At 69.3% G+C, this 19,491-nt stretch carries 12 protein-coding genes; 11 read left to right on the forward strand and 1 reads right to left on the reverse strand.

What is annotated here, in order from left to right; translation table 11 throughout:
• Positions 1 to 2 precede the first annotated feature (2 nt).
• From ACFVYE_RS09925 to ACFVYE_RS09960, 8 genes are all read left to right on the forward strand, one after another.
• Positions 3 to 896: a carbohydrate ABC transporter permease gene (locus tag ACFVYE_RS09925; RefSeq protein WP_383963583.1), complete on the forward strand. Its 894-nt coding sequence runs from the start codon at positions 3 to 5 to the stop codon at positions 894 to 896.
• A gap of 52 nt (positions 897 to 948) precedes the next feature.
• Entirely contained in the window at positions 949 to 3,366 is a 2,418-nt protein-coding gene (locus tag ACFVYE_RS09930; RefSeq protein ID WP_383963586.1) for a glycoside hydrolase family 3 N-terminal domain-containing protein, read from the forward strand.
• A gap of 203 nt (positions 3,367 to 3,569) precedes the next feature.
• Entirely contained in the window at positions 3,570 to 4,670 is a 1,101-nt protein-coding gene (locus tag ACFVYE_RS09935) for an endo-1,4-beta-xylanase (RefSeq protein ID WP_383963589.1), read from the forward strand.
• Between the two features lie 37 nt (positions 4,671 to 4,707).
• Positions 4,708 to 5,976 (forward strand): glucarate dehydratase family protein, encoded by a 1,269-nt coding sequence (locus tag ACFVYE_RS09940; protein ID WP_383963592.1) that lies wholly within the window; start codon positions 4,708 to 4,710, stop codon positions 5,974 to 5,976.
• Positions 5,977 to 6,037: 61 nt separating this feature from the next.
• Complete coding sequence (locus ACFVYE_RS09945) at positions 6,038 to 7,573, forward strand: sodium:solute symporter family protein (RefSeq protein ID WP_383963594.1); 1,536 nt, start codon at positions 6,038 to 6,040, stop codon at positions 7,571 to 7,573.
• 93 nt (positions 7,574 to 7,666) lie between these two features.
• On the forward strand, positions 7,667 to 10,849 hold the full coding sequence (locus tag ACFVYE_RS09950) for a glycosyl hydrolase 115 family protein (RefSeq protein WP_389604933.1): 3,183 nt from the start codon (positions 7,667 to 7,669) through the stop codon (positions 10,847 to 10,849).
• Between the two features lie 28 nt (positions 10,850 to 10,877).
• Positions 10,878 to 11,258 (forward strand): hypothetical protein, encoded by a 381-nt coding sequence (locus ACFVYE_RS09955; RefSeq protein ID WP_383963599.1) that lies wholly within the window; start codon positions 10,878 to 10,880, stop codon positions 11,256 to 11,258.
• Positions 11,259 to 11,433: 175 nt separating this feature from the next.
• Positions 11,434 to 12,531 carry an NADH:flavin oxidoreductase/NADH oxidase gene (locus ACFVYE_RS09960; RefSeq protein WP_383978029.1) on the forward strand — a complete coding sequence of 366 codons (1,098 nt, stop codon included), beginning with the start codon at positions 11,434 to 11,436 and terminating at the stop codon, positions 12,529 to 12,531.
• A gap of 106 nt (positions 12,532 to 12,637) precedes the next feature.
• Here the strand turns inward: ACFVYE_RS09960 and ACFVYE_RS09965 are convergent, their stop codons facing one another.
• The gene (locus ACFVYE_RS09965; protein WP_383978032.1) at positions 12,638 to 12,892 is read right to left on the reverse strand and encodes a hypothetical protein; all 255 of its coding nucleotides are present in this window, start codon (positions 12,890 to 12,892) and stop codon (positions 12,638 to 12,640) included.
• A gap of 191 nt (positions 12,893 to 13,083) precedes the next feature.
• On the opposite strand from ACFVYE_RS09965, the gene ACFVYE_RS09970 reads away from it, so the two are divergent.
• From ACFVYE_RS09970 to ACFVYE_RS09980, 3 genes are all read left to right on the forward strand, one after another.
• Positions 13,084 to 15,525 carry a GH92 family glycosyl hydrolase gene (locus ACFVYE_RS09970; RefSeq protein WP_389604936.1) on the forward strand — a complete coding sequence of 814 codons (2,442 nt, stop codon included), beginning with the start codon at positions 13,084 to 13,086 and terminating at the stop codon, positions 15,523 to 15,525.
• A gap of 199 nt (positions 15,526 to 15,724) precedes the next feature.
• Complete coding sequence (locus ACFVYE_RS09975) at positions 15,725 to 19,006, forward strand: LamG-like jellyroll fold domain-containing protein (protein WP_389604938.1); 3,282 nt, start codon at positions 15,725 to 15,727, stop codon at positions 19,004 to 19,006.
• 293 nt (positions 19,007 to 19,299) lie between these two features.
• Positions 19,300 to 19,491: class I SAM-dependent methyltransferase (locus ACFVYE_RS09980; protein ID WP_389604940.1), on the forward strand; the 192-nt coding region annotated here is incomplete at its 3' end.

Genomic DNA, 19,491 nt, shown 5'->3' on the forward strand with positions numbered 1-19,491 from the left:
AGATGTCAATCGACACCCGCCCCGAGGCGCCGGTCATGTCGCCCGCGGTCCGACGCCATGGGGCAGCAGCCGGCCGCCGCAAGCGCTGGGGCAACCCACTGGCCGGTCTGGGCTCGCTGGTCTGGCTCATCATCGTGGTCGTACCGCTCTACACCCTGATCTCCTCGTCGCTGATGCACCAGGACGAGGCGCTCAACGGCGACCCGCTGGCCTTCCCCACGAATCCGACGCTCGACAACTACAACACCGTGCTGAACAGCGGCTTCTCCACGATGCTCGCCAACACGGCGATTGTCGCCGCGTCCACCGTGGCCATCGTGCTGCTGCTCTCGGTGCCCGTCGCCTATGTGGCGGTGCGCACCCGCAGCCGGCTCTCCTCGCTCGCCTTCCGGACCTTCCTGCTCGGCGTGGCGATCCCGGCACAGGCGGTGATCGTGCCGCTGTATCTGCTCATCGGCAAGATGGGGCTGTACGACACCCTGCCCGCGATCATCCTGCCGACCGCCGCTTTCGCGATGCCGGTGGCAGTGCTGGTGCTCAGCGGCACCATGCGCGATGTCTCCGAGGAGATGTACGAGGCGATGTCGCTCGACGGCGCCTCGCCCCTGCGGATGCTGTGGCAGCTGGCGGTCCCCATGTCCAAGGCCGGCATCAGCACGGTGGCCATCTACACCGCGCTCCAGGCGTGGAACGGCTTCCTGTTCCCGCTGATCCTGACGCAGTCGGAGGAGAACCGGGTACTGACCCTCGGTCTCTTCAACTTCATGACCCAGTTCGGCGTCAACATCCCGGCCGTTCTGGCCGCGATCGTCCTCTCCGTCGTACCCATCTTCGCCGTCTACCTCGTGGCACGGAAGGCGCTGGTCAACGGACTGATGGGGGTGGGCGGCAAGTAGCTCTCCCACGCCGCCCCGTACCGCCGCATTCACGAGAGGAACCCCTGCCGCCATGGCAATCCACCCCGTCCCGCATGCCCGACAGACCGAACCCGTTACCGCGGTCGACGGCCCCTGGCGCGACCCTTCGTTCACCCCCGAGGAGCGGGTGGCCGACCTCGTCGCCCGGATGACCCTGGAGGAGAAGGCCGCCCAGCTGTATGGAGTCTGGGTGGGCGCCGACGCCGACGGCGACGGAGTCGCACCGCACCAGAACGACATGATCGACCCGGTCGACTGGGACGAACTCACCACCCGCGGCCTCGGCCAGCTGACCCGCCCGTTCGGCACTGCCCCGGTGGACCCCGGCGTCGGTGCCGTCTCACTGGCCCGCGCCCAGGAGCGGATCGTGGCGGCCGGACGGTTCGGCATCCCGGCGCTCGCCCACGAGGAGTGCCTCGCAGGCTTCACCGCCTGGGGGGCCACCGCCTACCCCGTACCGCTGTCCTGGGGAGCCGCCTGGAACCCGGATCTCATCACCGAGATGGCCCACCGCATCGGCCGCGACATGCGGTCGGTGGGTGTCCACCAAGGGTTGGCACCCGTCCTCGACGTCGTGCGCGACCTGCGCTGGGGCCGCGTGGAGGAGACCATCGGCGAGGACCCGTACCTGGTCGGCACCATCGGCACCGCGTACGTCCGGGGCCTGGAGTCCGCCGGCATCGTCGCCACGCTCAAGCACTTCGCCGGATACGCCGCGTCGGCGGGCGCCCGCAACCTCTCGCCGGTCCGGGCCGGAGCGCGGGAGATGGCCGACGTCGTCCTCCCGCCCTTCGAGATGGCGCTGCGCGAGGGAGGCGCCCGTTCGGTGATGTCCTCGTACACCGAGATCGACGGCGTCCCCACGGCGGCCGACCCGGCGCTGCTCACCGAACTGCTCAGGGACACCTGGGGGTTCAACGGCACCGTCGTCGCCGACTACTTCGGCATCGGCTTCCTGGAGACCCTGCACAAGGTCGCCGCGGACCGTGCCGACGCCGCCCGCCTCGCGCTGGCCGCAGGGGTGGACGTCGAACTGCCCACCGTCCGCAGTTACGGCGATGCGCTCGTCGCCGCCGTACAGGACGGCGTCGTAGCCGAGGAACTGGTCGACCGGGCGCTGAACCGGGTCCTGCTGCAGAAGTGCGAGCTCGGACTGCTCGATCCGGAATGGTCGCCGCTGCCCGCCGTGCTGGCCGGGGCGGACCCCGAGCAGGCGCGCGACACCGTGGACCTCGACCCGCCGGAGAACAGGGCGCTCGCCCGGAACCTGGCCGAGCAGGCCGTCGTGCTGCTCGCCAACCCCGGCGGCGCGCTGCCGTTGCGCGGCGACGGCCGGATCGCGGTCGTCGGGCCGCGCGCCGACGACGCCCTGGCCATGCTCGGCTGCTACTCCTTTCCCAGCCATGTCGGCGTCTCGCACCCAGAGGTGCCGATGGGCATCGACATCCCGACCGTGCTCCAGTCGCTGCGCGCGGAGTTCCCCGAGGCGAAGCTGTCCTCGGCACAGGGCTGCGAGGTGGACGGCGCGAACACCTCCGGCATCGCCGCCGCAGCGGAGCTCGCCCGGGACGCCGATGTCTGCGTCGCCGTGCTCGGCGACCGGGCCGGCCTTTTCGGCCGCGGCACCACCGGTGAGGGATGCGATGCCGCCGACCTTTCCCTGCCAGGTGTCCAGGGCGAACTGCTGGACGCGCTGCTGGCCACCGGAACCCCGGTGATCCTGATCCTGCTGACAGGACGTCCGTACGCGCTGGGCCGCTGGGCCGACCGGACGGCCGCCACCGTGCAGGCGTTCTTCCCCGGCGAGGAGGGCGGTCCGGCGCTGGCCGGTGTGCTCTCCGGGCGGGTCAACCCCTCCGGACGGCTGCCTCTCGGGGTCCCGCACGGTCCGGGCGGCCAGCCGTGGACCTACCTCCAGCCGCCGCTGGGCCTGGCGAACGGGGTCAGCAACCTGGACCCGACACCGCTCTACCCATTCGGCCACGGGCTCTCGTACACCACCTTCTCCTGGGAGCCCGGCGATCCCGTTCCGGCCGAGATCCCCACCGACGGCTCCGCCGGGATCGAGGTCACCGTCCGCAACACCGGTGACCGCGAAGGCGCCGAGATCGTGCAGCTCTACGTCCACGACCCGGTCGCCCAGACCACCCGCCCGCAGGCACGGCTGATCGGCTACGCCCGGGTGGAGCTCGCCGCCGGGCAGGCCCGGAAGGTCCGCTTCCAATTCCATGCCGATCTGGTGTCCTTCACCGGCATCGGCGGCCGACGGATCGTCGAACCAGGCGATCTGGAACTGCGGCTCGCCACATCGAGTGCCGTCTCCGACATCCGGCAGACGGTACGACTGAGGCTCACCGGCCCCGAGCGCACGGTCGATCACCGTCGCCGGCTGGTCTGCGAAACCGCTGTCGAGGAGGCGGTGCAGACCCCGGCCACGGCCGGGAACTGACGCACCGTCCTTCCCTCGTTCCGAGAGCCTCCCCGCGCGGAATCTCGGCCTTCTTGTCGGCTGTGCTGGGAGGTTCTCGAAACTTTCGAAATCTCCACTTCGCATCCTCTTGAAACGCACGCATCGACCCCGGTCAGGGGCCGGCCCTCTCCGTCAGGGAGCGGCCGGCCCCCTGGAAACCACGTCCACCGAAAGGACCTGTCATGCGCAAGGCAAACCAGGCGCTCGTGGTCGGCACCGCCGCCGCAGCCCTGCTCGTCTCCACGTTCACCATCGCCGCCAGCGCCACCCCCGAGAACGCCGCCCACCACACGAAGCCGAAGAGCGACGCCGCGGCCAAGACTCTCGGCGCCCTCGGCAAGCGGGCCGATCTGCGAATCGGGACGGCCGTCGACATGTCCGCGCTGGCCGCCGACGCTCCCTACCGGGCCAAGGCCGCGGGGGAGTTCTCCTCGGTCACCCCGGAGAACGTCATGAAGTGGGAGGCCGTCGAACCGCAGCGCGGCACGTACAACTGGTCCCCCGCCGACGAGCTGGTGGACTTCGCCAAGGAGAACGGCCAGCTGGTCCGGGGCCACACCCTGGTCTGGCACAGCCAGCTGCCCGCCTGGCTGAACAACGGCGACTTCACGGCCGATGAGCTGCGGGAGATCCTGCACAAGCACATCACCGACCAGGTGACCCACTTCAAGGGCAAGATCTGGCAGTGGGACGTCGTCAACGAGGCATTCAACGACGACGGCACCCTGCGCAACAGCATCTGGCTGCAGAAGCTCGGCCCCGGCTACATCGCCGACGCCTTCCGCTGGGCGCACCAGGCCGACCCCAAGGCCACGCTCTTCATCAACGACTACAACATCGAGGGCGTCAACGCGAAGAGCACCGCCCTCTACAACCTCGTCACGCAGCTCCGCAAGGAGCACGTGCCGGTTCACGGCGTCGGCATCCAGGGACACCTGGACGTCCAGTACAGCGCCCCGCACGACATCGCCACCAACATGAAGCGCTTCGACGACCTCGGTCTGGAGACCGCGATCACCGAGGCGGACGTCCGCATCCCGATGCCCGCCGACAACACCGAGCTGGAGGCGCAGGCGGAGGCCTACGACGTACTGCTGCGCGGCTGCCTGCTCACCGAGCACTGCACCGACTTCACGGTGTGGGGCTTCACCGACAAGTACTCCTGGGTTCCCGGCGTCTTCACGGGCGAGGGTGCGGCGAACATCCTCGACGAGAACTACAAGGCCAAGGCCGCGTACAACGCGATGAGCCAGGACCTCACGCTGGCCGCAGGCAGGGACTGAAAGCGCCCATGATCAACAGCACAGTGGAGGCAGTGCGGTGACGGCCGGCCTCCGGATCCACGCAGTGAGGATCACCCCGGTCGCCTTCCGCGACCCGGCGCTGCTCAACGCGGTCGGAGTGCACGAACCGTACGCACTGCGTGCGATCGTCGAGATCGACACCGGCGAGGGCCTCATCGGCCTCGGCGAGACCTACGCCGACGAAGGGCATCTGCGCCGGCTGCGGGCAGCCGCGGACGCCCTCGTCGGAATGGACGCGTACGCGCTCGGTGCCATGCACCGCAAGGTCGCCGAAGTCCTGTCCTCGGACAACGGAGTCGGCGGCTCCGGACTGACCGGGATGATCACCACCAGCAGCGCCGTGGACCGGGTGTTCTCCCCCTTCGAGGTCGCCTGCCTGGACCTCCAGGGCAAGGCTGCCGGTCGCCCGGTCAGCGACCTGCTCGGCGGGGCGGTACGCGAATCCGTGCCGTTCAGCGCGTACCTCTTCTACAAGTGGGCCGCGCACCCGGGACAGGAGCCGGACGACTGGGGTGCGGCACTGGATCCGGAGGCCATCGTCGCCCAGGCGCGCCGGATGATCTCCGAGTACGGCTTCACCGCGATCAAACTCAAGGGCGGTGTCCGGCCGCCCGAGGAGGAGGTCGAGGCGGTCCTGGCGTTGCGCGAGGCCTTCCCCGACGTGCCGCTGCGACTGGACCCCAACGCGGCATGGAGCGTGGAGACCTCGGTCGAGGTGGCCCGCCGACTGGAGGGCTTCCTCGAGTACCTGGAGGACCCGACGCCCGAGCTGGACGGCATGGCGCAGGTGGCACGGCAGACGCCGATCCCGCTGGCCACCAACATGTGCGTGGTCGCGTTCGAGCATCTGGCCCCCGCCGTCGAGCAGGGGTCGGTCCAGGTGGTGCTCTCCGACCACCACTACTGGGGCGGCCTGCACCGCTCCAAGCTGCTCTCCGGCATCTGCGACAACTTCGCCATGGGGCTGTCGATGCACTCCAACTCGCATCTGGGGATCAGCCTGGCCGCGATGACCCATCTGGCGGCCGCCACGCCGAACCTCACCTACGCCTGTGACACCCACTGGCCGTGGAAGACCGAGGAAGTCGTGGAACCGGGCGCGCTGACGTTCACCGACGGGGCCGTGCGGGTTCCGCAGGGGCCGGGGCTCGGTGTCGAACTCGACCGCGACGCCCTCGCCCGCCTGCATGAGCAGTACCTCGGCTGCGGTCTGCGCAACCGGGACGACACTGGCTACATGCAGCGGATCGATCCCCACTACGAGAAGAAGACTCCGCGCTGGTGAGCGACGGCGGCCCATGGTCGCCGCAGTACCTCCGCGCATCACAGCATTCCAAGGAGCATTCATGGCTTGGCTCGACTGGGCCGCCCTCGGCGGCTATTTCCTGGTGATGCTGCTCATCGGCCTCTGGTCGCACCGCCGCGTCGGTGATGTGAGCGACTACTTCACCGGTGGCGGCCGGATGCCCTGGTGGCTGTCCGGCATCTCCCACCACATGTCCGGTTACAGCGCCGCCGTGTTCGTCGCCTACGCGGCCATCGCGTACAGCGTCGGCATCACCGTCTACGTCTGGGCGTTCCTGCCGCTCGCGCTGGCCACCGGTGTGGGCGCCTGGCTGTTCGCACCGCGCTGGAACCGGCTGAGGCAGCGATACGCGGTCGCCTCGCCGCTCGAATATCTCGCCAAGCGCTACAACGTTCCCACCCAGCAGGCGCTCGCCTGGAGCGGCGCCCTGCTCAAGGTGTTCGACGTGGCCGCCAAGTGGGCGTCCGTCGCCGTACTGCTCAATGTGTTCACCGGCATGTCGATGACGGCCGGCATCCTGATCACCGGTGTCGTCACCCTGCTCTACTGCACGGTGGGCGGGCTCTGGGCCGATGCGCTCACCGACTTCGGCCAGTTCATCATCCAGGGCATCGCGGCGCTCGCCATGGTCTGGGTGGTGCTGGACCGTCTGGGCGACGGCATATCCGGTCTGGGCACGATCTGGCACAAGCTGCCCGAGGGCCACGGCCACCCGCTGGTCGGCCCCTACACCGCAACCTTCCTCGGTGCGTACATCGTCGTGAAGCTCTTCGAGTACAACGGCGGCATGTGGAACCTGGCCCAGCGCTACATGGCCACGGACACCCCGCAGGCCGCCCGCCGTTCGGCCGGGCTCTCCGCGCTGCTGTACGTGATCTGGCCGGCGGTCCTGCTGTTCCCGCCCGTCGCCGCGGCCGTGCTGCTGCCGGACATCACCGAACCGCAGAAGGTCTACGCGCTGATGGCGGAGTCGTACCTGCCGGCCGGACTTGTGGGTCTGACGCTCGCCGGAATGTTCTCGCACACCATGGCCATGGCCTCCTCGGACGCCAACGCGGTCTCCGCGGTCGTCACCCGCGACATCATCCCGGCGGTCGTGCGCCGCGCCAAGGAACTGCCGTCGGCGACCGGACTGTTCATCGCCCGCGTGTGCACGGTCGTCTTCATCACCGTGAGCATGCTCGTCGCCATCGAGGCCGATCACTTCGGCGGTGTGCTCGGCATCATCGTCGGCCTGGTCGCGGCCGTGATGGGCCCGATCTCCATCCCGATGCTGCTCGGTCTGCTGCCCGTCTTCCGCAAGTGCGGGCCGCGCGCCGCGCTGTCCTCCTGGGCGCTCGGGCTGCTGGGCTACGTCCTGGTGAAGTTCGTACTGGAGAGCACGGACCAGACCGCCATCATCGCGACCCCGCTGGTGACCTCTCTGGTGGTGTACGTGGTGGTCGGCCTGCTGAGCCCCGAGCCCGACGCGACGGCCGACGCGATCGTGGCCGCGGTGTCGCCCGCCCCCGGCGGCGACAGCGAACCGGCGGCTGCCGCGGTACCGCAGCCCGCCGTGCCCGGCGCCTCCGACTGACGCGGCTCCGGACCCCGTACCCCCTACCGACAACTCGTCAAGGTGCACACCCGTCCAATTTGTCATGGGTGTGAACAAAACTGGGAGAGCAGTATGGACAGGCACTTCCCGCAACACGCGAGCCGCAGATCGATTCTGGGGCTCGGACTGGGGCTCACCGCCCTGACAGCAACACCTCTCGGCTCGCTGCTCGGTCTCTCGTCCGAGGCCCTGGCCGCCGCACCGGGCACGGCCGGACTGCCGACCGACCCCGGCGCGTACATCTCCTTCACGCCCCGCTCCGGCAGCTTCCCGCTCTTCAGAGCGGGCACGGCGGCCCCGATCCTGGTCAGCGACCGGGACCACGCGGGCGTCGTCCGGGTGGCCGGTGACCTCCAGGCCGACATCGAGCGCGTCACCGGTGTCCGCCCCGTTCTCTCGCGGGGTGCGACACCGAAGGGCCGCGAGATCGTCATCGTCGGAACCATCGGCCGCAGCCCGCTGATCGACGGACTGATCGCCGCGGGCAAGATCGACGTCTCCGGTATCAAGGGCAAGTGGGAGACCAGCCTCCAGACCGTCGTCGAGAAGCCGCTGCCCGGCGTGGACCGCGCCTTCGTGATCGCGGGTAGCGACCAGCGCGGCACGATCTACGGTACGTACGACGTCTCCCGGGGGATCGGCGTATCGCCCTGGTACTGGTGGGACGACGTCACCCCCGTACACCGGGACGGTCTGCACGTCCTGCCCGGCCGCCACACCCAGGGCACCCCGGCGGTGAAGTACCGCGGGTTCTTCATCAACGACGAGAACCCGGCGCTCGGCACATGGGCACCGGCGTTCTTCGGCCCCGGCAAGGCCCCCGGCTTCGAGGGCGGCTTCAACGCCGACTTCTACGCCAAGATCTTCGAAGTGATGCTGCGCCTCAAGGCCAACTACCTCTGGCCGGCAGTCTGGGGCCGCGCGTTCGCCGAGGACGACCCGAAGAACCACGCCACCGCGAAGGCGTACGGCGTCGTCATGGGCACCTCGCACGAGGCGCCGATGATGCGCGGTATCGAGGAGTGGAACCGGCACGCCGTCGCCGCCGTCCGGGACGGCGCGGGCAACATCACCACCCCCGGTCACGACCCCTACGGCGGCACCGGCGAGTGGTCCTTCCGGCGCAACGCCGAGGCGATCAAGGCGTACTGGGCCGACGGCATCCGCCGGATGAAGGACGAGGACTTCGAGGGCGTCGTCACCCTCGGCATGCGCGGCAACGGCGATGTCAGCCTGCCGGACGGCGACGGCATCGAGCTGATGACCGAGATCATCGCCACCCAGCGGCAGATACTGGCCGAGGTCTCCGGCAAGGACGTCACCACGATTCCGCAGGTGTGGACCCTCTACAAGGAGGTCCAGCGGTACTGGGACCGCGGCTTGCGGGTGCCCGACGACGTCACCGTCGTCCTCACCGACGACAACTGGGCCAACATCCGTAAGCTCCCCGACCTCAAGAACGATGCGCGCGACGGCGGTTACGGCCTCTACTACCACTTCGACTACGTCGGGGTGGGCCGCAACTACAAGTGGGTGGACACCGCTTCGCTGCCCAACATGTGGGACCAGCTCCACCAGTCCGTCGCCTACGGGAACCACGGCCTCTGGGTCACCAACGTCGGCGACCTCAAGGGCAACGAACTGCCCACGCAGTTCTTCCTGGAGTACGCCTGGAACCCCGACCGCTGGACCCTCGACCGGCTGCCGGAGTGGGAGGAGCAGTACGCCCGGCAGAACTTCGGCGAGCAGCAGGCCGAGGACATCGCCGAGGTGCTCCGCAGGTACGCGCAGCTGCAGTCCCGGCGCAAGCCCGAACTGCTCAACCGCAAGATCACCCTCGACCCGGCCAAGGACCCCGCCAAGGACGCGTCGGCGATCGTCTACGACGACCAGGCCACTCCGTTCAGCCTGACCGACTACCGCGAGCTGGAGCGTGTCACCGAGGAGTGGCAGCGGCTCGGGGCCGACGCCGAACGGATCAGCCGCAAGCTGCCCGCCTCCGTCCAGGACGCCTGGTACGAACTGGTCGGCTACGAGGTGCAGGCCACCGCCAACCTCTACGCCCTGCGTGAGGCCGAGTTCAAGAACCTGCACTACGCGGCGCAGGGCCGGGCCCTCACCAACGATCTGGCGGCCGCCGCCGAGGCCCGACTCGCCGACGACCTGGCGCTGGCGGACCGCTTCAACACGAAGGTCGCCGACGGGAAGTGGCAGGGGTTCCAGACCCAGCCGCACATCGACTACGGCGATGTGGCCCGCTACGGACCGAACGCCCCCTGGCAGCAGCCCGAGCTCAACAATGTCGCCATCAAGGACGTGCTGTTCCCCGCGGTCAAGCGCATCGACCTCCCGGCCGGCGCCGAGATGGGCGTGGCCGTCGACGGCTCGGACAAGTGGTGGCCCAAGGAGAGCTCCCCGGCTGTGCTGCCGGCCTTCAGCCCGTACCAGAGCCAGGCCGCGCAGTACATCGAGGTGTTCAACCGGGGCGCCGCCCCGTTCGACTACCGGATACGGACAGGGGCTTCCTGGCTCGTCGCCGACCGCGTCAGGGGCCGGGTCGACAAGCAGGACCGGATCACCTTCCGCGTCGACTGGTCACGGGCGCCCAAGGGTGTGACGGAGGTGCCGATCACGGTCAGCGGTCCGGACGGCCACCAGGTCGTCGTCCAGGCCGTGATCGACCACCCCAAGGAGCGGCGCTCGCAGCTCGAAGGGTTCGTCGAGGCCAACGGATACGTCTCCATCGAGGCGGACCACTACTCCCGTTCCGTCGGCGCCGGCGGGATCACCTGGCAGCGCATCCCCGGCATCGGCCGGACCGGCGCCGGCATGGAACCCTTCCCGGTCACCGCCGCCCGCCAGAGCCCGGGCGGCAACAGCCCGAGGCTGGAGTACCGGGTCTCCCTGTTCACGACCGGCCCGGTCACCGTGCACGCCTACCTGTCACCCCGTAACAACACCCTGGCCTCCGACGGCCTCACGTACGCCGTCTCCTTCGACGACGACGCACCGCAGAGCGTGAACGTCACTGCGGTGACGGGATCCGACGACGGCACCATGAACGTCCAGTGGGCCCGCAACACCTCCGACAACGTCAACGTCACCAGTACGGTGCACCACATCGGCCGGGCCGGTGTGCATGTGCTGAAATTCTGGATGGTCGACCCGACGGTGGTGCTGCAGAACCTGGTGGTCGACACCGGCGGCCTCAAGCCCAGCTACCTGGGCCCGCAGGAGAGTCTCCGGCTGAAGTGAGCCATGGGACGGGCAGGGGAGCAGAGCGATGAAGAGTGAGATCGAGGACGCCGACGGACACGGTGCGATCCTGGGCGTGACCCCCGTTGGGGCGGGGATCGAGATCCGGGTGGCGGGTCCGGCGGGGGAGCTCTCACTGATCTGCACCCCTGCCCGGTCCCGGGAACTGGCCGCGGCTCTCGCCCGTGCGGCGGACGAGGTGGAGAGCGCGCAGTCGGCGGAGCCCGTCACCGTCACGGCGCAGGAGCTGCGCCGCGGTGACGTTCGGGACGGCGACCGGGCCATGACGGTGGAAGCCGTCAGGATCGACGGGGCCACCGCCTACGTCACCTGGAAGTCGGGCGCCGGGCGCAGCTGGACCCAGGGTTACGACGCGGACGCCGACATCACACTGAGGCGTCGCGGATAGCCCGCATGCGGCCGCTCAGCGGCGCGTGAGGCCCATTCCCGGGTCGGAAACGGACCGGGAATGGGCCTCACGCATGTCCACGTCTTTGTACGAGAGACGCCGTAATTTGACGGGTGTCGTAGTACGAGATGTATCGTACTAGCGATTCTTCCGCACCGTCGAAACGGAGTCCGATGTGAGTGCCCTCTTCGAGCCCTACACCCTGCGGTCGCTCGTCATTCCCAACCGGGTGTGGATGGCGCCCATGTGCCAGTACAGCGCCGAACCTGTGGGGCCGAACGCGGGCGTCGCGACCGACTGGCACTTCGCCCACCTCGCGGCGCGGGCCGTCGGCGGCACCGGACTCATCCTCACCGAGGCGACGGCCGTCAGCCCCGAGGGCCGGATCAGCCCGGCAGACCTCGGCATCTGGAACGACACTCAGGTGGCCGCCTTCCGCCGGATCACGGACTTCATCAAGGGGCAGGGATCGGTTCCCGGCATTCAGCTCGCCCATGCCGGTCGCAAGGCGTCGACGGCTGCCCCCTGGCTGGGCGGCGGTCCCGTCGGGCCGGATGCGCACGGCTGGACGCCCGTCGCCCCCAGCCCGCTGCCGTTCGACGACGGTCACCCCGTGCCGCACGAGCTGACCGTGGACGAGATCCAGGGCGTCGTCGGCCGGTTCCGCGAGGCCGCCCGCCGCGCGCTCGACGCGGGCTTCCAGGTTGCCGAGGTGCACGGAGCCCACGGATACCTCGTCGGGCAGTTCCTCTCCCCGCACAGCAACCGGCGTGACGACGAGTACGGCGGCAGCTTCGAGAACCGCATCCGCTTCGCACTGCAGGTCGTCGACGCGGTGCGGGAGGTCTGGCCGGAGGAACTGCCCGTCCTCTTCCGGATCTCCGCGACGGACTGGCTCACGGAGAACGACGAGGACGAGCGTGAGGGCTGGACCGTCGACGAGACCGTACGACTGGCCAAGGAGCTCCAGGCCCACGGCGTCGACCTGCTGGACGTCTCCAGCGGTGGGAATGCCCCGCGCGCCCGCATCGAGACCGGGCCGGGCTACCAGGTTCCCTTCGCCGAGCGGGTCAAGGCGGAGACCGCACTCCCCGTGGCGGCCGTGGGCCTGATCACCGAGCCGCAGCAGGCCGAGAAGATCATCACAGAGGGCCGGGCGGACGCGGTCCTCCTCGGGCGCGAGTTGCTGCGGAGCCCGTCGTGGGCCCAGCACGCAGCCCGCGAACTCGGCGGTGAAATCCGCACACCGGAGCAGTACCTCCGCGCCGTCTGACGGCGGCCGCAGCAGGGCACTGCACCCGGGCCTCCGCCATACATCCGGTGGGGCCCGGGTGCGTCCGCCCACGGTTCTGGCCCCCAGGCGAGCGCCGTCATCGCCGTCAGCGCTGCCGGGCGCGGAAGGGGTCGCGCAGCAGAGCGATCTCGACTCCGTGGTACAGCAGTTCCCGATTGACCCACCAGACCGTTTCGATGAACGGGTCCTCCGGATCGCTGCCGTGCGGGTAGGTGCTGTGCCCCACGGTGTCCAGCGCCGAGTCGTCGATGCCGATCAGCACCTCCCGCCATGTCGTGGCACCGGCATCGAAGTCCGAGACCGCCCCGGCGGCGTCCGCGATGACGCGGTAGTCGATCACAGCGCATATGGATGTCGGCCGGCAATGCGGCCGCCCACTGCTTGCGTTCACCGTTCATTCACCAGGTATGCCGTTCGCAGCATTCCCTCCCACGTCGTCGGCATCTACTCTCGGCCGCGAATCGATCAACGTTGTTCCAGCCGGTCCTCAGCTTCGACAACGTTGTCCAACTGCCCGGAAGGTACTGCGACATGCCCCCCAGACCGTTGCCCGCGGCGAGGCGCTTCGCTGCGCGAACGGCCGCCGTGATCGTCACCGGCGCGCTCGCCGCCGCGATCATGCCCCCGGCCGCCGAGGCGACCGCCGGCCTCGTCACACATCCCACCGCCTACGTCGACCCGCTGATCGGCTCCTCGAACGGTGGCAACACCTACCCGGGCGCCACACTCCCGTACGGCATGATCGGCTGGTCGCCGACGAGCACCAGAGGGGACCAGACCAGCACCGGCGCCGCCAACGGTTACGACTACGGCACCACCCGGCTGCGTGGACTGAGCCTCACCCATGTCAACGGTGCCGGATGCAATCCGGGCGCCGCCGGTGACGTACCGATCATGCCGTTCGTCGGGGACGTCACCTCGTCGCCGTCCGCCGACACCAAGGACGCCGTCTACGCCGCCAACTTCTCGCACGACAACGAGCGTGCCGTACCGGGCCGTTACACCGTCGGGCTGGACAACGGCGCCACCGCAGACCTGGCGGTCAGCCGGCGCGCGGGCGTGGCCGATTTCGGCTTCCCGGCCGGTAAGCCCGCCAACCTGCTCTTCCGCGTCTCCAACTCGCTCAACGGCAGCGAGGATGCCCAGGTCGCCATCGACACCGCGCACCGCAAGGTCACCGGCTCGGTCCTCACCGGAGCCTTCTGCGGACGCCGCGCCAATGGCGGCACCAACAACCGCAAGAGCTATTACCGGCTGTACTTCAGCGCCTCCTTCGACCGTGACTTCACCTCGACCGGTACATGGAAGGACGGCACGCTCGCCCCGGGCGCGACCACGGGAAGCGGCGGCGAGGGCTACGCCACCGGCGCCGACCGGGCCGGCCGGGGATCCGGCGGCTGGGTCGGATTCGACACCGGTGACGGCACCGATGTCCACATGCGCATCGGCATCTCGTACGTCAGTCAGGCCGGGGCGGAGGCCAACCTCAAGGAGGAAGTGGCCCCGCACGCCGGTGTCGACGAGGTCGCGGCCGCGGCCGGCCGTACCTGGGACCGCGAGCTGCGTTCCGTACGCGTCGGCGGCGGCAGCACCGCACAGCGCACTACCTTCTACACCGCGCTCTACCACTCCCTCATGCAGCCCAACCTGATCAGCGACACCGACGGCCGCTACCCCGGCATGGACGGCGCGCCGCACCGGTTGAAGCGTGGGCAAGGGGCGCAGTACAGCAATTTCTCCGGGTGGGACCAGTACCGCGCCCAGATCCAGCTGCTCGCACTGCTCAAGCCGGAGATCGCCGGTGACTTCGCCCAGTCGCTGTACAACTTCGCCCAGCAGAACGGCGGGGTGTGGGATCGCTGGGTGCACATCAACGGTGCCACGCACGTCATGACCGGAGACCCCACGGCGGCCACTCTGGCCACCTTCTACGCCATGGGCGTGAGGAACTTCGACTACGAAGGGGCCTACGAATCGCTGGCCCGCCAGGCGACCGTCCCTGTCGACGACGGACTCTCGGACGCGGGATGCCCCGGCCAGTGCACCGGCCAGCGGCCCAATCTGGCGCAGTACCTGAAGTCGCACTACGCACCCCAGGACGTGTGTCACTGCTGGGGCGGCGCGGCAGAGACGCTGGAGGACGCGGTGGCCGACGCCGCGCTCGGCCGCTGGGCCGAACTGCTCGGGCGCGACGGCGAGGCCAAGTCCTTCAAGGAGCGCGGAGGCTGGTGGCGCAATGTGTTCAACTCCGCGGCCACCGACGGCGCCGGGACCACCGGCTACATCCAGGCGCGCAACCTCGACGGCTCATGGGTGACCCCGTTCGACCCGGGCAGCGACCGCGGCTTCGCGCAGGGCACCAGTGCCACGTACACCTGGATGGTCCCCCAGGACGTCCAGGGGCTGGCCGAGGCCATGGGCGGACGGGACACCGCGGCGAAGCGGCTCGACGGCTTCTTCCACAAGCCCGACGGATCATGGTCGGTGAAGGGCGGCGACGCCCTGCGCTACGACCCGACCAACGAGCCCGGCATCCACGCCCCGTGGCTCTACAACGCCCTGGGGCAGCCGTGGAAGACGCAGGCGACGGTCCGTCAGATCCTCGACACCGTGTACGGTACGGGCCCCGGCGGCCTGCCCGGCAATGACGACCTGGGAACCATGTCCGCGTGGTACGTCTTCTCGGCGCTGGGCCTGTATCCGCAGACGCCGGGCACCGCCACGATGCTGCTGGGCGCCCCGCTCTTCCCGAACGCGGTGATCGGCCGGCCGCACGGCAAGGACATCACGATCAGCGCCCCGGGCGCCGATGCCACGCATCCGTACATCGATGCCGTCAAGGTCAACGGCCGTACCAGCGACCGGTCCTGGACGGACGCGGACCTGGTCACCCGAGGAGGCTCGATGGCCTACCGGCTGTCCGAGGAACCCAACACTGCGTGGGCCACCGCGCCTTCGGGGCTGCCGCAGTAGGAGCGTGCGACGGAGGTACTCCGGTCCTCGGCAGACAGACGAGCATGCCGCGCGAGTCTGTCTGCCAGGAGCATCTTTCTATCGTTGAAAATTCTGCCTGCATGACCGTTGTTATGTGTTTGGTGTTGTGGCTCAATGTTCGATTGTGTGCTGCGCCTCACAGGTGTGAGGCACTCCTGCTCTCGACGAGGACGACGCCTTGAACCGACAACCATCCCGCCCCCGAGCACTGTTCAGAACACTGGTCTGCGCCGTCGCGCTGCTGATGCCACTGGGGGCCACCTTGGTCCCGGCCTCGGCCGCTACCCCCGCCCGTGCTTCGGCCGCCACCGCGACCGCGTTCGCGGCCGACGACCCGGCCACCGATGTACACGGGCTCAAGGGCGAGTACTTCCGCATGTCCGCGCCGGGCGCCCGTGACTTCGCCGAGTTCGGCGGCGTGGCTCTCGACCCGGAGATCAACTTCCCCGGCCTCACCGGCACGTTCGAGGCCACGACCGGGCGTACCGAGAACACGACCGCTCGCTGGACGGGCCGGATCGAGGCTCCCGAGACCGCTGACTACACGTTCGCCGCGAGCGGCGACAACGGGTTCAGGCTGTACATCGACGGCAAGGCCGTCATCGACCACTGGCTGCCCGACTGGGACGTCGAGCAGACCAGCAAGCCGGTCGCGCTGACCGCCGGGGAGCCCCATGAGTTCCGGCTGGAGATGTTCCAGGACACCGGTGGCGCCAACATGTTCCTGCGTTGGTCCAGCGCGAAGCTCCAGAAACAGATCGTGCCCGAGTCGGCATTCACACCGCCCGCCGACTTCCAGGTCTACCCGGTCGCGCTGAGTGTCGCCGACGACGGACTGCGGCTGCAGGCGACCTTCAAGGACGGCATCGACGATCTCGGCGAGGTCAAGGACCACCTCAAGATCGAGGCCGACACCTCGCCGATGCCGGTGAAGTCGGTAGCGAAGGCATCCGGCAACCCCAAGGCCCTCATCGTCACTCTGGCCGCCCCCGTCCAGAAGAACCAGCAGGTCAGGGTCGCGTACGACGGGGAGGGCGGTCTCCGGGCAGGCGGCGCCGCGGTCCCGCAGATCAGCCGTACGGCCAAGAACCTGTCCACCCACCGCCTGACCACTCCATGGGGCGACAAGCTCGACCGCAACCACCCGCTGCCCGAGTACCCCCGTCCACAACAGGTCCGTGACCAGTGGAAGAACCTCAACGGGCCCTGGGAGTTCGCAGGTGCCGCGGCGGGCGAGCAGCCGGTCTTCGGCAAGCCGCTCGACGAGCGCATCATCGTGCCGTTCCCCGTCGAGTCCCAGCTGTCCGGCCTCGAACGCCATGAAGACCACATGTTCTACCGCAAGTTGGTCGAGGTGCCGAAGAGCTGGGCCGTCGGCCACAAGAGCGGTAACGGAAAGCGGCTGAAACTCAACTTCGGTGCAGTCGATTACCAGGCCCGGGTCTGGGTCAACGGCAAGCAGGTCGCCGAGCACACCGGCGGCTACACCTCCTTCAGTGCCGACATCACCGACGCCGTCAAGGGCAGCGGCCCGCAGGAGATCGTCGTCGCCGTCACCGACACCACCGGCCCGAACCAGCCGATGGGCAAGCAGTCGAGCAACCCCGGCGGCATCGTCTACACCGCGTCCTCCGGCATCTGGCAGACCGTGTGGATGGAGCCCGTCGCCGCCGCCTCCGTGGACACGCTGACAACCACGCCCGACATCGACAAGGGCCGCCTCGCCCTGACCGTGAACTCCGCCGACGCGTCGGCTGGCGCCCGGATCAAGGCCGTCGCCCGCGACCGCAAGGGCCATGTCGTCGGCACGGTGACCGGCCCCGCCGACCACGCACTGAGCCTGCCCGTCGCGAAGCAGCACCTGTGGACCCCGGACGACCCCTACCTCTACGACCTGGAAGTCACCCTGACGGACGGCCGGTCCACGGACACCGTCGACAGCTACTTCGGGATGCGCTCCATCGGGATCAAGAAGGTCGGCGGCTACCAGAAGCTCGTACTCAACGGAAAGCCGTTCTTCTCCCTCGCCATGCTGGACCAGGGATTCTGGCCCGACGGCCTCTACACCCAGCCCAGCGACGCCGCACTCACCTTCGACCTGAAGGCGCAGAAGGAGCTCGGCTTCAACGCGGTCCGCAAGCACATCAAGGTGGAGTCGGCCCGCTGGTACTACCACGCCGACAAGCTCGGCCTGCTGGTCTGGCAGGACTTCGTCTCAAGCAACATCACCGATGCCGCGGGGCAGCAGTCCTTCCTCACCCAGGGCAAGCAGATGATGCAGCAGCTGCACAACTCGCCCTCGATCGGCGGCTGGATCGTCTTCAACGAGGGCTGGGGCGAGTGGGACCGCACCGAGACCGGGAAGATCGCCGAGTCCGTCAAGGCCGCCGACCCGTCCCGCGTCGTCAACGCCCACAGTGGCGTCAACTGCTGCTCGTCCAAGGGTGATTCCGGCAAGGGCGACATCATCGACCACCACGACTACCTCAACCGTGAGGCACCGTTCCCGGACGACCGGGCCGCGATGGACGGCGAGCACGGCGGCTTCACCCTCCGTACCCCCGGGCACATGTGGCCGGGCGCCCCCGCGGCCATCTACAGCGGCGTCGCCGACAAGGACGCCCTGACGGCGAAATACGTCGACAACACCCGCACGTACTACCTCGCGGCCGCGGGCGCCGAGCTGTCCGGCTCCGTGTACACCCAGGTCTCCGACCTGGAGAACGAACTCAACGGGCTCTGGACCTACGACCGCCGCGAGATCAAGGTCGACCCGAAGAAGGTGCGGCGGATCAATGAGCAGGTCATCGCCGCCGGTGCGGCCGCCGGTGACCGTGAACAGGTGAAGGGCGGCGCCGACTGGCGGCTCGACGAGGGCAAGGGCACCACGGCCGTCGACCAGGGCCCCAACCACAGCGCGCTCAGCCTCACCGAGGGCACCACCTGGACGCCGGGCGTACACGGCTCCGCGCTCGAGTTCAACGGCCAGGGACAGTACGCCGAGACCCGCGGCCCCGTCGTCGACACCACCCAGAACTACACGGTCTCCGCCTGGGCCACCATGCACTCGCTCCCGGGCAACTACGCCACCGTGGTCAGCCAGGACGGCCGCCGCACAGAGAATCCGTTCTATCTCCAGTACGGGCAGGGCGCGTTCGCGTTCAGCACGCCGGGCGGACACCGGGCCCGGGCGGAGATGAAGCCCGAGTCGGGCAGGTGGTACCACCTCGTCGGCGTGCGCGAGGGCGACGACCTGAAACTGTATGTCGACGGAAAGCTCGTGGCGAACGCCGCTGCCGGACCCGCCGATGTGAGCACCGGGCCGCTGTCCGTCGGGCGCGCCCAGTACGCCGGCCAGAAGGGCGACTTCTGGAACGGCGCCGTCGACCAGGTGCGGGTGTACGACAGAGCGCTCACCGCGGATGAGGTGAGCACCCTCCACGACGGCGAGCAGCCGTAGGTCCTGTCGTCGAATTGCCGTCCGCCGTGCGGAGCCCGGGACGCACGCCTGGCGGTGTCGGAGCGGAAAGTGGCCGGCCCCGCCCCGGCGGGGAGGCGGCGCGGGCCGGCCCGGCGGGGGGGGGGGGGGCCCCCGCGGGTCCCCGGGCCGGGGGGCGCGCGGTTGGGGGGGTGGGCGGGCCGGGGGGGGCGCCGTAGGGCGGCGGGGTCCGCCCGCGGGCCGCCCGGTTCGTGCAACGCGATATCTCTGACTCGGCGTCAGAAACGTTTCCTACCAAGGAATGGGAGCCCGCAGTGCTGACCGTCGATTTCTCGCGCTTCCCGCTCGCCCCCGGCGACCGGGTGCTCGACCTGGGCTGCGGCGGGGGGCGGCATGCGTTCGAGTGCTACCGGCGCGGTGCCAACGTGATCGCCCTCGACCAGAACGCCGAGGAGATCGCCGAGGTCAGGAAGTGGTTCGCCGCCATGGAGCAGGCCGGCGAGGCC

It is taken from the genome of Streptomyces sp. NPDC058239, assembly GCF_042882185.1.
In the GTDB taxonomy this organism is placed as follows: Bacteria; Actinomycetota; Actinomycetes; order Streptomycetales; family Streptomycetaceae; genus Streptomyces.